Origin of the sequence: Cellulosilyticum ruminicola JCM 14822 (assembly GCF_001311925.1) — a bacterium.
Classification (GTDB): domain Bacteria; phylum Bacillota; class Clostridia; order Lachnospirales; family Cellulosilyticaceae; genus Cellulosilyticum; species Cellulosilyticum ruminicola.
Genome location: NZ_BBCG01000001.1, coordinates 18668 through 31060 on the forward strand (window position 1 = coordinate 18668; position 12393 = coordinate 31060).

The 12393-nt window shown below is 33.4% G+C and carries 20 protein-coding genes; 16 read left to right on the top strand and 4 right to left on the bottom strand.

What is annotated here, in order from left to right:
• Positions 1-45: 45 nt before the first annotated feature.
• From hpt to JCM14822_RS00120, 5 genes are all read left to right on the top strand, one after another.
• On the top strand, positions 46-585 hold the full coding sequence (gene hpt, locus JCM14822_RS00110) for a hypoxanthine phosphoribosyltransferase (protein ID WP_054738526.1): 540 nt from the start codon (positions 46-48) through the stop codon (positions 583-585).
• The gene (locus tag JCM14822_RS23325) at positions 575-706 is read left to right on the top strand and encodes a hypothetical protein (RefSeq protein WP_304502425.1); all 132 of its coding nucleotides are present in this window, start codon (positions 575-577) and stop codon (positions 704-706) included. Before hpt ends, JCM14822_RS23325 begins: the two co-directional genes overlap by 11 nt.
• A 29-nt stretch (positions 707-735) precedes the next feature.
• Entirely contained in the window at positions 736-822 is an 87-nt protein-coding gene (locus JCM14822_RS24320) for a hypothetical protein (protein WP_304502426.1), read from the top strand.
• Entirely contained in the window at positions 822-1217 is a 396-nt protein-coding gene (locus JCM14822_RS23330; protein WP_054738528.1) for a DNA/RNA nuclease SfsA, read from the top strand. The genes JCM14822_RS24320 and JCM14822_RS23330 overlap by 1 nt, the downstream gene beginning before the upstream one ends.
• A gap of 99 nt (positions 1218-1316) precedes the next feature.
• A complete protein-coding gene (locus JCM14822_RS00120) occupies positions 1317-1970 on the top strand; it encodes an HAD family hydrolase (protein ID WP_054738530.1) in 654 nt (217 codons plus the stop codon).
• A 62-nt stretch (positions 1971-2032) separates the two neighbouring features.
• On the opposite strand, the gene JCM14822_RS00125 is transcribed toward JCM14822_RS00120, so the two are convergent.
• Positions 2033-2776 carry a peptidylprolyl isomerase gene (locus tag JCM14822_RS00125; RefSeq protein WP_054738532.1) on the bottom strand — a complete coding sequence of 248 codons (744 nt, stop codon included), beginning with the start codon at positions 2774-2776 and terminating at the stop codon, positions 2033-2035.
• Between the two features lie 170 nt (positions 2777-2946).
• Positions 2947-3489 carry a phosphodiesterase gene (gene yfcE, locus JCM14822_RS00130; protein ID WP_054738534.1) on the bottom strand — a complete coding sequence of 181 codons (543 nt, stop codon included), beginning with the start codon at positions 3487-3489 and terminating at the stop codon, positions 2947-2949.
• Positions 3490-3729: 240 nt separating this feature from the next.
• On the opposite strand from yfcE, the gene JCM14822_RS00135 reads away from it, so the two are divergent.
• Both JCM14822_RS00135 and ybaK read left to right on the top strand, forming a co-directional pair.
• Positions 3730-3987 (top strand): YkgJ family cysteine cluster protein, encoded by a 258-nt coding sequence (locus JCM14822_RS00135; RefSeq protein ID WP_054738536.1) that lies wholly within the window; start codon positions 3730-3732, stop codon positions 3985-3987.
• A gap of 17 nt (positions 3988-4004) precedes the next feature.
• Complete coding sequence (gene ybaK / locus JCM14822_RS00140; protein ID WP_054738538.1) at positions 4005-4481, top strand: Cys-tRNA(Pro) deacylase; 477 nt, start codon at positions 4005-4007, stop codon at positions 4479-4481.
• A gap of 51 nt (positions 4482-4532) precedes the next feature.
• Here ybaK and JCM14822_RS00145 read toward each other — a convergent pair whose 3' ends face one another.
• Positions 4533-5393 carry a patatin-like phospholipase family protein gene (locus tag JCM14822_RS00145; protein WP_054738540.1) on the bottom strand — a complete coding sequence of 287 codons (861 nt, stop codon included), beginning with the start codon at positions 5391-5393 and terminating at the stop codon, positions 4533-4535.
• 101 nt (positions 5394-5494) lie between these two features.
• Positions 5495-6109 (bottom strand): DedA family protein, encoded by a 615-nt coding sequence (locus JCM14822_RS00150; protein ID WP_054738542.1) that lies wholly within the window; start codon positions 6107-6109, stop codon positions 5495-5497.
• 148 nt (positions 6110-6257) lie between these two features.
• Here JCM14822_RS00150 and JCM14822_RS19815 point away from each other — a divergent pair, with 148 nt between their 5' ends.
• The 9 genes from JCM14822_RS19815 to JCM14822_RS00175 all read left to right on the top strand — a co-directional run bounded on the left by JCM14822_RS19815 (position 6258) and on the right by JCM14822_RS00175 (position 12348).
• Positions 6258-6425 carry a hypothetical protein gene (locus JCM14822_RS19815; protein WP_157047555.1) on the top strand — a complete coding sequence of 56 codons (168 nt, stop codon included), beginning with the start codon at positions 6258-6260 and terminating at the stop codon, positions 6423-6425.
• A 45-nt stretch (positions 6426-6470) separates the two neighbouring features.
• On the top strand, positions 6471-7184 hold the full coding sequence (locus JCM14822_RS00155; RefSeq protein ID WP_054738543.1) for a hypothetical protein: 714 nt from the start codon (positions 6471-6473) through the stop codon (positions 7182-7184).
• A 14-nt stretch (positions 7185-7198) separates the two neighbouring features.
• Entirely contained in the window at positions 7199-7432 is a 234-nt protein-coding gene (locus JCM14822_RS18875; protein ID WP_083461180.1) for a methyl-accepting chemotaxis protein, read from the top strand.
• Between the two features lie 11 nt (positions 7433-7443).
• Positions 7444-7683: a hypothetical protein gene (locus JCM14822_RS00160; protein WP_054738546.1), complete on the top strand. Its 240-nt coding sequence runs from the start codon at positions 7444-7446 to the stop codon at positions 7681-7683.
• 93 nt (positions 7684-7776) lie between these two features.
• Complete coding sequence (locus JCM14822_RS00165) at positions 7777-8925, top strand: Card1-like endonuclease domain-containing protein (RefSeq protein WP_054738548.1); 1149 nt, start codon at positions 7777-7779, stop codon at positions 8923-8925.
• A 159-nt stretch (positions 8926-9084) separates the two neighbouring features.
• Positions 9085-10683, top strand: a complete 1599-nt coding sequence (locus JCM14822_RS00170; protein ID WP_054738550.1) for an ABC-F family ATP-binding cassette domain-containing protein — start codon at positions 9085-9087, stop codon at positions 10681-10683.
• Between the two features lie 180 nt (positions 10684-10863).
• On the top strand, positions 10864-11001 hold the full coding sequence (locus tag JCM14822_RS19820) for a hypothetical protein (protein WP_157047558.1): 138 nt from the start codon (positions 10864-10866) through the stop codon (positions 10999-11001).
• A 449-nt stretch (positions 11002-11450) separates the two neighbouring features.
• Positions 11451-11621, top strand: a complete 171-nt coding sequence (locus JCM14822_RS19825; protein WP_157047559.1) for a hypothetical protein — start codon at positions 11451-11453, stop codon at positions 11619-11621.
• Between the two features lie 103 nt (positions 11622-11724).
• Complete coding sequence (locus tag JCM14822_RS00175) at positions 11725-12348, top strand: hypothetical protein (RefSeq protein ID WP_054738552.1); 624 nt, start codon at positions 11725-11727, stop codon at positions 12346-12348.
• Positions 12349-12393 lie beyond the last annotated feature (45 nt).

The window sequence follows — 12393 nt, forward strand, 5'->3', positions numbered from 1 at the left end:
TTTTGTGTTATAATTAAGAAAAAGTTCGAATTTGTGGAGGTTAACATGAAACAAGACATTGAAAAGATTTTATATTCACAAGAAGCATTAGCAAGGCGTGTAGCGGAGCTGGGCCAGCAAATTACAAAAGACTATGAGGGACAAAATCTTTTAGTAGTCGGTATTTTAAAAGGTTCGAATATGTTTATGAGTGATTTGGTACGTAATATTAAGTTACCATTAAAATTAGATTTTATGGTTGTTTCAAGTTATGGGAATGCTACAGAGTCTTCAGGCGTTGTGCGCATCATTAAAGATTTAGAGCAAAGCATTGAAAATTGCCATATTTTAATTGTAGAAGATATTATTGATAGCGGATTAACACTGAGTTATTTAAAAGAAAATTTAATGACTAGAAAGCCTAAGAGCGTGGCAATCTGTACACTTCTAGATAAGCCTTCAAGACGTAAAATAAATGTAAATGTAAAATATGTAGGCTATGAAGTACCTGATGAATTTATTGTAGGATACGGCATTGATTATGCGGAGTACTATAGAAACTTACCATACATCGGAATACTTAGCCGATCTGTTTATGAAAAATAATTTTAAAGAAAGAAGAAGTGCCATGTATTATAAAAAAGTAAGAGAAGCTATTTTCAAGGAAAGACCAAACCGCTTTATTGCCTATTGCGAAATAGATGGCAGACTTGAAAAGTGCATGTGAAAAATACAGGGCGTTGCAAAGAATTACTAGTGCTAGGGGTCAAAGTTTATGTGCAGCATCATAATAATCCTAATCGTAAAACTAATTATTCTTTGATTACGGTGGAAAAAGGCTAGTGTACATTGATTCCCAGCTACCTAATACAGTATTCGAAGAGGCTATTAAAAATGGAGTGATTAAACTGCCTGATATGGGAGAGCCACTAACACAAATCAAACGTGAGAAAACCTATGGGAACTCACGCTTTGATTTTTATTTAGAGTCAGTTCATGAAAAGGCCTTTATGGAAATAAAGGGTGCAACGATTGAACAAGAAGATTATGTTTTATTTGTAATTCAGATAGGTGAGATGGAATATTTTACCTTCCATGTAGCAAGAAATCCTAAATTTGCAAAAGCTTTATATAAGGCCAGTAAGAAGGGTGTTAAGATTTTGGCTTATGAATATAAGGTGATGGAAGATACGTTAGAGGTAACAAAACAGCTGCCTGTACAGCTACCAAAATTATAAACTAGATAAGTTATAATGTAGAGGAAATATAAAAACAATAAAATAGTTGGTTATAGATTATGATAAAATAAATGATTTACAAAAGCAGGGGGAAAGCGTATGTACCAATTAGCCATATTTGATTTAGATGGCACATTATTAGATACAATCCAAGATTTATGTAATGCATGCAATCATGCATTAGCTTATTTTGGGTATAAGACACATGATATAGAAGCATGCAAATACTTTGTAGGTAGCGGAATTTATAAACTTATTGAACGTGCATTACCAGAAGAAGTGAGAGATGAAGCAAATGTTTTAAAAGTAAAAGCCGTATTTGATGCATATTATGCAGCCCATAGTGAGGAGTATACAAAGCCTTATGACGGCATTTTAGAAATGCTTGAAAGCTTAAATGCAAAAGGTGTGAAATGTGCTGTGCTTACCAATAAAGCACAAGTGTATGCTCAGGAACTAGTAGATCGTCAATTCAAAGGCTTGGTAGAAGAGGTCATTGGTCAAAGAGAAGGCATTCCTAGTAAGCCAAATCCAGTAGGTATTTATGAATTGTTAAATACATTAAATGTTGCAAAAGAAAATTGTATTTATATTGGGGATTCTGATATTGATATGTATACAGCAGCAAATGCCCAGGTGACATCAGTGGGTGTCCTTTGGGGATTTAGAACAAAAGAGGAACTTATATCAGCTGATGCTAAGTATTTAGCAAAATCACCAGTAGAATTAGAAGTTTTAATTTTAAATAGATAAAATAGAAAAAGCGACCTAGTGAGATTATTTCTAATTTTACTAGGTCGCCTTTTCTAAATGAATTATTTCATTTCGACTGTATATTTTTTAGAAAGTTCTTCTTTTTTTGCAAGATAGATATCTTGACGTTTTGCATTTAAGCATTGATCTGTTACTTGGTTTTCAATTTCTTCAAGTTTAGATGGTTCTTCTGGAGAGAAGTCATCTAATTTGATAATGTGGTAACCAAATTGAGTTTTAACTGGGTCAGAAACTTGACCAACTTCCATAGCGAATACTGCTGCATCAAATTCTGGAACCATACGTCCTCTTGTAAATTCACCAAGGCTTCCACCTTGTGCAGATGATGGACAGCTAGAGTATTTTTTAGCTGCCTCAGCAAAGTCAAGACCACCATGAATTTTAGCAAGGATTTCTTTAGCTTTATCTTCTGTATCTACTAAGATATGGCTAGCTTTAGCTGTTTCAGGTTTTTTGAAAGCATCTCTGTGTGCCATGAAGTAAGTTTTAACTTCTTCTGGTGTTACAGTAACATTGTTTAAAAGGTTACGCATAGCGTATTGTTTAAGTAATGTAGCTTGCATATGAGCTAATGCTTCTACGTATTCTTCTTCTTCTTCAAGTTTTAATTCTTTAGCTTCTGAGTAAAGTAACTCTTGTGTTACTAATTCATCAAGAAGTTGCTTTTGACCTTGTGGAGATTGGAATTGCATAGCGTTTTGTCCAATAGATTGAACAAGTTCCATGAAATCTGATTCTGTGATTTCTCTACCATCTACGATGGCTAATACTTTACCTTTATCCATAATGAATAAACTCCTTTTTCAAATAAAATGATTATGATAATCATACTATCATGATTTGTAGAAAATGTAAAATAATTAAGATAAACTGCGGTGTTTATAGTATTATAATAGCATAAATAATGCTTAATATATATAATATTTTAATTAATATTCAAGAAAATATATTGTTATTAAATATTAAGTGTGGATAATTTTTCGCCTTCTAAAGTATAAACTGTTATTGTGCCATTTTCATAAGTTGCATAAGTATGTGGGCGGTTTCCTTTTGGCAGTGTAAGAGAACCTGGATTACATACAATGACATTTCCCTCTTTTTTGAGTTCCCAAAGGTGAGTGTGACCATATAAGAAGACTTCAGGATTACCTGTTTTAGGGAAGTTTTCCGATGTATATAAATGGCCATGTGTAGCAAAGAGTCGTACGCCTTCATCGAAAACTTGACTATAATCCCCAAGGCAAGGAAATTCTAATAGCATTTGATCGACTTCCGCTTCACAGTTACCACGGCAAGCAATGATTTTAGAAGCGATAGGATTTAAAAGTTCTACAACAATTTTGGGATTATGACCTTCTGGAATAGGATTGCGTGGTCCATGATAAAGAATATCTCCCAAAATAATAAGGTAATCATAAGCTTCTTCATAAAATCTTTTTAAAGCTTTTTCTAAAAAAAGTGAAGAGCCATGAATATCAGAAATAATCATATAACGCATAAAAACTCCTTTAAATTTAAATTTGAATTCATTATAGTACGATTTAACAGCCCTAGGCAAGAAGGTTGCCCTTTCAAGTGAAGAAATCACTTAAGGAAGTAATTCAAAATTGGAATGAGTTCACTTTAAGGAGGCAATATGCTACAATAAACAATAGGATTTGACATATACCCTACAGTAGGATATATATAAATAAATGCTTAAGAAGATAAAGTGTTAAGAGATGAGGAGGCTAGTAATATGGAATGTCGTGATTTTTGTGGAGCTTGTTGTATTGCACCGTCTATTAGTTCTCCCATACCGGGAATGCCGAATGGAAAAAAAGCAGGTGAGCGTTGCATTCAATTAGATGAAAATAATCGTTGTAAAATCTTTTTAGATTCAAGACGACCTAAAGTATGTGGTGCTTTAGCACCTGAGAAAGAAATGTGTGGGCACTCACGCGATGAGGCACTTAAATACCTTGAAGAGTTAGAACGCCTAACAAGTCCTTCTTAAGTAAAGGAGGTTAAAAAATGGCAAATGCTAAAACAAATGTCATGAGAATTTTAGACAAAGCAAAGATTGCTTATGAGATGACTTCATACGAAGTGGCAGATGGCAAGATTGATGGGAATTCAGTTGCCGAAAAGATTCATAAACCTAAAGAACAAGTATTTAAAACATTAGTGGCAGTGGGGCATAGCAAATTAAACTATGTATTTGTAATTCCTGTTGATAATGAGCTGGATTTAAAGAAAGCAAGTAAAACAGTTGGAGAAAAGAGTATGGAAATGATTCCTCAAAAAGAACTTTTAAAAACAACAGGATATATTCATGGGGGCTGTAGTCCTATTGGCATGAAAAAGTTATTCCCTACAATCATTCATATAAGTGCACAGTCACTTAGTGAAATGACTTTTAGTGCAGGAAAAGTAGGCTATCAAGTCACATTAGCCCCATCTGTTCTTGAAGACATAGTAAAAGCAAAATTTGCAGATATTATCAAGTAAAAATAAAAGAGGTGTCACAATGTTATTTATAATTTTGCGACACCTCTTTCTTTACTTCATAAATTCAATTAACTGTGGCATACAAGCCGTGGCTGCTTTATAACCATCTTCATAAAGTAGTTTAAGCTTATCCACGTTTTTTTCAAAACGATCTAACTCTAATGGATGGGGTGGGGCAATAATAAAAGCCTTGCCTTCTTTTTCTAATTCCTCTAGTAGTTTTAATGAATTGTTATAGTGAATATGCCGATGAGCCATGCCATTTATAAGCTCAGGGTAAGCGCGGAGCGTTCTTTGAGCCAGTATATGTGCGCTTTTAGAGTAAGCTTTACGGTAGCCACGATTACGTGTAGAAATGAAAATATGATGTGTATTACCATCTTCAATAGACTTATCAATAGGAATGCCATTGACACTGGCGCCGTCTAAATAATATTGTCCCCTGATTAAAACAGGTTTTGAAACGCTAGGAATACTACTTGAAGCACGAAGCATCAGAAAAGTTTCTTCCTCACTACGTGCCTTAGCTGGCAGCATATAAAATGTTTTTCCAGTGCGACAGTGTGTGACACCTACTTTAAAACAAGTATTGGTCTTATAAAAGGTTTCAAAATCAAAGGGATCTAGCTTATAGCCTAATTCATTATAGAGAAAGTCTAGACCGAAGTAAGAGCCTTCTTTTAAGAAATTGCTAAGGTTTAAAAAGCGTTTATCAGCCACCCACTTAGTATAAATACGTTTATTGCGTTCACATTGATTAGATAAATAGTCGCTTGCCAAATTGGCACCTGCAGAAATACCAATGATATAAGGAAACTCTAAGTGATATTCTTTAAAAGCTGTAAACACACCAGCTGTGAAAGCCCCACGCATTCCACCGCCCTCTACAAGCAGTGCTAATTTTTTAGACATTTATAAATCCTCCTCATGCGTAGATATATATTCTTGTAAGTATTTAAAAGTATAACCTAAACCTAAGTATAATACGCACACATGAAGAGTATAAGAATAAATTAAATTCTTCCTTTTTTATAAAATTTCATGATGACAAAGCTAATGACAAGGGCTGCAAGAACTCCAAGGGCAATATTGCTATAAGTATTTAAAAGCTGCTCAATTAATGCCCAGTTGTTACCTATATAAAAGCCAATGGACATTAAAACAAGGTTCCAAAGGGCAATGCCAGTAGAAGAATAAAGCAAAAATTCATGAAGTGGCATATGACTGACACCAGCAAAAAGTGAAATATAAGTGCGTGTAAGTGGTACAATGCGAGTAAGAAGTACGGCCCAGCGGCCATAAGCTACAAACCAATCATCAAACTTATCTAGAGCAGTTTGAAGTCCTGATGAACGTTTTGCTAAAGCATGTAGTAGTGGTTCGCCTCCGTATAAACCAATGGCATAACAAATAAGTGAGCCAAATAATCCGGCTACGATACTTATTAAGAAACTCGGTAAAAACGAAAGTGAAGTTTGTGGAATACTCATGCCAACAAAGGGGAGTACAACTTCGCTGGGAATAGGAAAACAGGCATATTCAAGGCCGATGACAAAGAATATCCCTATATAGCCTAGCTTCTCAATAAGATAAATCATATAGTTTGCAAAAGAAGTAAAAATATCCATAGTTAACCTCCTAAAATGATTCTTATTTATATCATATGAAGACAACCATAAAACATACCAAAGAAATAATTCGCTAATCTTAAAAAACTGCTTCAAAATTGCTAATATATGTAAAATGGTGTAATGAATATAGTTTTGAGAGGGAAAAATGAGAAAGTTGAATTTAAGTGTAGGAAAAAAATTAGTTTTAGTATGCACGGCATTGCTAATTGTATTTAATGTAGGAATCGCTAGTATAGTTGGGCACTTGTATAGTAAAAGTACACGTAGTTATTATACAGAAAGCAGTATCGAGCTTATTCATAGTATGATGTAAGGGTTAAATAAAGATTTAGTAAATGAAGTGTATGAAAGTCAGAATATGACAATTGATGCCTATCAAGAACTCTATCAGTATTTAGAGGGGTTTAATGCAAAGTTCATTTATGTATCAGTATACCAAAATAAAGGTGAATCAGCATATTATTTAATTGCTCCCAAAGTAGAGGGTAGCGAGGACTATACACTTTTAGAAACTCAATTAAAGCCTGAGAATTTAGACGTGGAATATGAAGCAATGCTTAAAGATGGGGAATATGTAACAGATATCTATGAACGTTCAAAAGAAAAACGTATTACAGTAGTAGCACCTATTGCAGTTATGACTGATGATGAGATAGTAGCCTTAGCCATAGATTATAATGCTACAGATATTTTAGTGAGTATTAAGAGATTTAAAGTTATGTTAAAAGGTATTTTAGCATTACTATGTCTTGTACAAATTATCGGTATTTCTATAGGCACAAGTTATTTTGTAAAACGTCCAATTGCAGGCATTAGACAACTTATTAATGCAACAGCACAATTTGACTTTAAGGCATTAGAGGGGGCAGAGATCGGTTTACAAAGCAACAATGAAATCGGAGAGATGACACAAGAGGTTTTATCAATGCGTAAGGCATTAAATGAAAAAGCAAGTATTACACAAACAGTTGTAAGTAGTCTCTTAGATATTGTAGGGAAAATGCAAAATGAGATAAATCACTCAACATATAATACAAAAGTAGTAAATTTACAAGACAAACAAACTTATTAGCACTTAATGCTTCAATTGAGGCAGCAAGAGTAGGGGAAACTAGTAGAGGTTTTGGAATTGTAGCAGATGAAATCAAAACATTTTCTACAGATACTTTTGAATTTACAGAGCAAATTCAAGAAATGGTAAATGAGATTAATACAGAGATAAATCTTATTAGTGAAGGAGTATGTGAACTTGATGAGAGTAGTAAACTTGTTACACAAATTGAAGAAGCAGTAAGTAATTTACGGATACACAAGTTGTAATGTAGGATATGATGTTACAATTAGAAATGTTTACAAAATCTATTCAAACATTAGGTGAAGACAAAGATGCAACAGTAGTAATTATGCATAAGTTAACAGAGGCATCAGAAAATCAACAAGCATTAACAAATACATTAACAGATGTAAATAATGCGCAAATGGGCTCATGTGAAATGTTGGCTGGTACAGGAGCTAATCTTGTTGAAATTACAGCTGAATTAGAAGTAAGCTTAAAAGATTATAAACTATAGAGAACGTAAAAAGCAGTTAAATATACAAGGGTATATTTAACTGCTTTTTTATATAGAATAAGGTTTATAGAAAGATTTAGGAGAAGATGTAACATGAATAAGTGGCATACACTAATCAATTTCATTGAAAATTTTAATGATGAAATGGTATTACTTACAAAAATTCTAAAGCCTCAGCAAATTATACTTGTTTCAAGTCAGAAGTTAACGCCTGAAAGTAAGTTACAGCAAGTACTCAATTATATGAAAGCAGCTATGCCCCGAATAGAGCCGGAAATACTTTTATATGATAAAGAGGAGCCTTTAGCTTTAAAAGAAAAGCTTTTGGTTTATTTAAATCCTGATGTTGTTGTTAATTTAGCTGGAAGTTCGCCTCTAGAAGCACTGCTCATTGCAAATTTAAAGCAGTCTTTTACCATGCTTTATCCAGATATTAAGCAAAATAGTCTTTATATATTTGAAGAAGGAGAAGTGAAAAGTGAAGTTTTATCGAAGGTAATAGGCTCTCTAGAGGTGAAAGATTATTTAGCCCTAGAAGGGGGTGAAATTTTAAAAGATGAACGGTGTAAATATGAAACGCCATTATATGAACAGATGCTACGTTTCTTGCTGATTCATTACAAAGATACTTTTTCAGAAATTAGGCATTTATTTAAGCCAACCTATCTGTATTTTAGTCCTTCTTATGAAAAGGAATTTTATTTTGAAATCAAAAGTGAAGGACTTACACCACAGCAAAAGATTGCTTTAAATAAATATCTTACGTATTTAAAAGAAATAAATTGGATAAAATCTTTTACAGAAAGTAAAGTGAGTTTACGCGTTTATGCACAAAATAAGGAGCTTGAGCATTATTTAAGTAGTGGATCATGGTTAGAGCATGTAACGTATTACTATATGAAACAAATTCCAGAAATTAGTGATGTGCATACTGGATTTAAATTTGCATGGCATATGAGTAAAAAGCATGTGCACAATGAGCTAGATGTAGTGGCCACACTTAAGAACCGTCTCGTATGTATTTCGTGCAAGGATACAGAAAAATATGATTATCAGACCTTAAATGAGCTAGAGGTTTATACGACGAGACTAGGTGGTCCGGAAAGTATCAAAGTACTTGTGACGACTATGCCTCCTGCTAAAAGTAGTACATTAGACCGGGCTAAAGGAATGGGAATTCATATTATTCAAATTGAAAATGAATTAGATGTATTATATGATACATTAAGGAGACTTGTATAAAAAATAAGGATTTTATATGGTCAATGATTCCTAAAGTGTGGTATAATACACAATGTTGAAGTAAATCACCCGAAGGGTAGATTTCAAAGAAAAGAATGTCATATTTAAGTTTATTTAAACTTAAGTCATGAAATCTATAGATAAAGGATGATAAAATAGATGATTACAGTAAATAATATGAGCCTGCAATTTGCAGGAAGAACACTATTTAAAGATGTTAATCTTAAATTTACATCTGGCAACTGTTATGGGGTAATTGGAGCAAATGGTGCTGGTAAATCTACTTTCTTAAAAATCTTATCTGGTGAGCTTGATAGCACAACAGGTGAAATCGCAATTCCAAAAAATATTCGTATGTCTGTTCTTAAACAAGATCACTATCAATATGATGAGTGTCAAGTTCTTGAAACAGTTATCCGTGGAAATGCTAGACTTTTTGAAATTATGCAAGAAAAAGATGCACTTTATGCTAAAGAAGATTTCTCTGATGCAGATGGTGAAAGAGCTGCTGAACTTGAAGGTGAGTTTGCAGAAATGAATGGATGGGAAGCTGATTCAGAAGCATCTCAACTTTTACAAGGTCTTGGAATTGGAACAGATCTTCACTACTTACAAATGAAAGAACTTCAAGGTGGGGAAAAAGTTAAAGTTCTCCTTGCACAAGCTTTATTTGGCCAACCAGGAATCCTTCTTCTCGATGAGCCTACTAACCACTTAGATATCGATTCAGTAGAATGGCTTGAAGACTTCTTATTAGACTTCCCAGGTACAGTTATCGTAGTATCTCACGACCGTCACTTCTTAAATACAGTATGTACACACACTGTAGATATCGACTTTGGTCAAATCAAAATGTACGTAGGTAACTACGACTTCTGGTATGAATCAAGTCAAATGATGCAACACTTAATGAAAGCACAAAACAAGAAGAAAGAAGATCAAATTAAAGAACTTCAAAACTTCATTCAACGTTTCTCTGCTAACAAATCTAAAGCGAAACAAGCTACATCTCGTCGTAAATTATTAGATAAATTAACACTTGATGAAATGCCTGCTTCTTCTAGAAAATATCCATTCGTACGTTTCACACCAGATCGTGAAGTAGGAAATGAAATCCTTACAGTAGAAGGTCTTTCTAAAACTATTGATGGTGTTAAAGTACTTAACAATGTAAGTTTCCGTGTAAATAAAGATGATAAAATTGCTTTCATTGGGGAAAATGAAATTGCACAAACAACATTATTCAAAATTTTAGCTGGTGAAATGGAGCCAGATGAAGGAAGCTTCAAATGGGGTGTTACGACATCTCAATCATACTTCCCTAAAGATAATACAGAGTTCTTCGAAGGCTGTGAATTAAACCTTATTGACTGGCTTCGTCAATACTCTGAAGATCAAACAGAAAGTTACCTCCGTGGTTTTCTTGGACGTATGCTCTTTGCAGGTGAAGATTCTCTTAAACCAGCAAAAGTATTATCAGGGGGAGAAAAAGTTAGATGTATGCTTTCTCGTATGATGCTTTCTGGTTCTAACGTTGTCATGTTAGATCAACCAACTAACCACTTAGACCTTGAGTCTATTACAGCAGTAAATGATGGTCTTATTGAATTCAAAGGAAATGTTCTTTTCACATCACATGACCACCAATTCATGCAAACTATCGCAAACCGTATTATTGAAATTACAGAAGATGGAACAATCGACCGTATCGGTACTTACGATGAGTTCTTAAACTTCAAAAAAATAAATAATCGTTAAAAAAGTGGATGTCCATGGGCATCAATGTCATTTAGTTAAGACATTGAACTTAGAATACTTCTTAAATACCCAAGTACTTAAACCGGTACTTGGGTATTTTTTATGTAAAAAAGTTTGACAAAATCTATAAAATTTGCGGCGAAGCCCCTTGATGATATACAACTTCAAGGAGGCATATTAATGACTAGCTACGCAACACAAATTAAAGAAAATTTACTAGGGATTATTGAACAAATGAATGACTATCAATGGCTTACGCGTAATCGCAAATTAGATAAGTATTCTGTCTATTTGCCATGCTTAAAATTATATATTTAGATAGAGTTTAAGCAATAAAAAGGTCATCTAACAATATTTAACTATTTGTAGATGACCTTTTTATATGTATTCTAAAAAATGGAGAAGAGAGTAATGTGGGTACATTACTCTCTTTACTTAAGAAGATAGACGTGAGTCTAAGTTGAAACAATATAAGAATGTTCTCCAAACTACTTATATTGTAGAAAGCGATAGGGTTATCACTTCCTGATGGATAAGGCTAAGGATCGTTCTAGTTGCAGCATAAAAGAAACAAAAATCCTTACTGATAATTTTGATTTCTTTTAAATAGAACGATGGTGATTCAAAATCTTAAAAATGATGGAAGTATGACAGGGTGTGTTGGGTGCCAGTGCATCTTTGTTTTGGATGCATTCATAGTATGAGCGAAAATGCTTAGATTTATGCTATAATAATAAAGAGCATTAAAACTTTAAGGAGGCACCAAGATGGAAAATTATTTTTACAAATGTGAAATATGTGGTTATGTACATATTGTGCCAGCTTATTGGGTGAGCTTTTCACCTGAAGAAGAAATGGAGTCACCGCACATTTGTCCAGAAACAGGGGCATGTTGTGAAAATATGCTGTTACATTTTATGCATGATACCGAAGCATAAGTGTTATATAAAGATAAAAGTGGATTAAAAATATGAGGAGTACATAAAATAAGCAAAGTAATTAAGAATTTTACAATGATTTTATTATTAAAGGAGATTAATGATGAAAGTAAGTAAAATAATTATGAATGCATGTCGGCTTATTTTTATTGTCAATGGTATTTGGATATTGTTTTTAGGACAATGGGGGAAGGGACTAGGTTTACTTGGTAGTTTAATATTGACCTTCTTACCAGAAGCCTATAGATGGCTTACAAAAAAGAAGGTGCCAGGTAAGGCCAGCATGTGGTATGTCATTTTTATATTAGGGTGTCAGTGGCTTGGCACTTATCTTAGATTATATGACAGTCTATTTTGGTGGGATATTTTACTTCATTTTAGTTCTGGCTTTTTATTAGGGTATATAGGACTTGTTTGTCTAATGAGCTTAGATAGTGATTATAGTTTGTTTAAAAACAAAAAGTATATGATTATTACCTTATTTATTTTTACTTTTTCGGTAACAGGCGCAGCTATTTGGGAAATGTGTGAGTTTTTAGCAGATCAAATCCTAAGTAGTTTTACCCAGCTTGGCAGCCTTAAAGACACAATGGAAGATATTGTTTGTGGGATAGTTAGTGCATTTTTATTTGCAAGTTATACGTATATAAGATTAAAGAGAGAGAAGCCTTCCTCAGTGACTTCTTATATACGGTTAAATCATACAAAAGAGAATGTTAAAGAATAAATTTATAATTAGGCTTTAATAGACTCTCTAAAGAAAGAGGAACAA

Bases quoted from the DNA above. Each gene is read 5' to 3' on its own strand.
- hpt (WP_054738526.1), top strand. From the start codon at position 46: ATGAAACAAGACATTGAAAAGATTTTATATTCACAAGAAGCATTAGCA.
- JCM14822_RS23325 (WP_304502425.1), top strand. From the start codon at position 575: ATGAAAAATAATTTTAAAGAAAGAAGAAGTGCCATGTATTATAAAAAA.
- JCM14822_RS00120 (WP_054738530.1), top strand. From the start codon at position 1,317: ATGTACCAATTAGCCATATTTGATTTAGATGGCACATTATTAGATACA.
- JCM14822_RS00125 (WP_054738532.1), bottom strand. From the start codon at position 2,776: ATGGATAAAGGTAAAGTATTAGCCATCGTAGATGGTAGAGAAATCACA.
- yfcE (WP_054738534.1), bottom strand. From the start codon at position 3,489: ATGCGTTATATGATTATTTCTGATATTCATGGCTCTTCACTTTTTTTA.
- JCM14822_RS00135 (WP_054738536.1), top strand. From the start codon at position 3,730: ATGGAATGTCGTGATTTTTGTGGAGCTTGTTGTATTGCACCGTCTATT.
- ybaK (WP_054738538.1), top strand. From the start codon at position 4,005: ATGGCAAATGCTAAAACAAATGTCATGAGAATTTTAGACAAAGCAAAG.
- JCM14822_RS00145 (WP_054738540.1), bottom strand. From the start codon at position 5,393: ATGTCTAAAAAATTAGCACTGCTTGTAGAGGGCGGTGGAATGCGTGGG.
- JCM14822_RS00150 (WP_054738542.1), bottom strand. From the start codon at position 6,109: ATGGATATTTTTACTTCTTTTGCAAACTATATGATTTATCTTATTGAG.
- JCM14822_RS19815 (WP_157047555.1), top strand. From the start codon at position 6,258: ATGAGAAAGTTGAATTTAAGTGTAGGAAAAAAATTAGTTTTAGTATGC.
- JCM14822_RS00155 (WP_054738543.1), top strand. From the start codon at position 6,471: ATGACAATTGATGCCTATCAAGAACTCTATCAGTATTTAGAGGGGTTT.
- JCM14822_RS00160 (WP_054738546.1), top strand. From the start codon at position 7,444: ATGTTACAATTAGAAATGTTTACAAAATCTATTCAAACATTAGGTGAA.
- JCM14822_RS00165 (WP_054738548.1), top strand. From the start codon at position 7,777: ATGAATAAGTGGCATACACTAATCAATTTCATTGAAAATTTTAATGAT.
- JCM14822_RS00170 (WP_054738550.1), top strand. From the start codon at position 9,085: ATGATTACAGTAAATAATATGAGCCTGCAATTTGCAGGAAGAACACTA.
- JCM14822_RS19820 (WP_157047558.1), top strand. From the start codon at position 10,864: ATGACTAGCTACGCAACACAAATTAAAGAAAATTTACTAGGGATTATT.
- JCM14822_RS19825 (WP_157047559.1), top strand. From the start codon at position 11,451: ATGGAAAATTATTTTTACAAATGTGAAATATGTGGTTATGTACATATT.
- JCM14822_RS00175 (WP_054738552.1), top strand. From the start codon at position 11,725: ATGAAAGTAAGTAAAATAATTATGAATGCATGTCGGCTTATTTTTATT.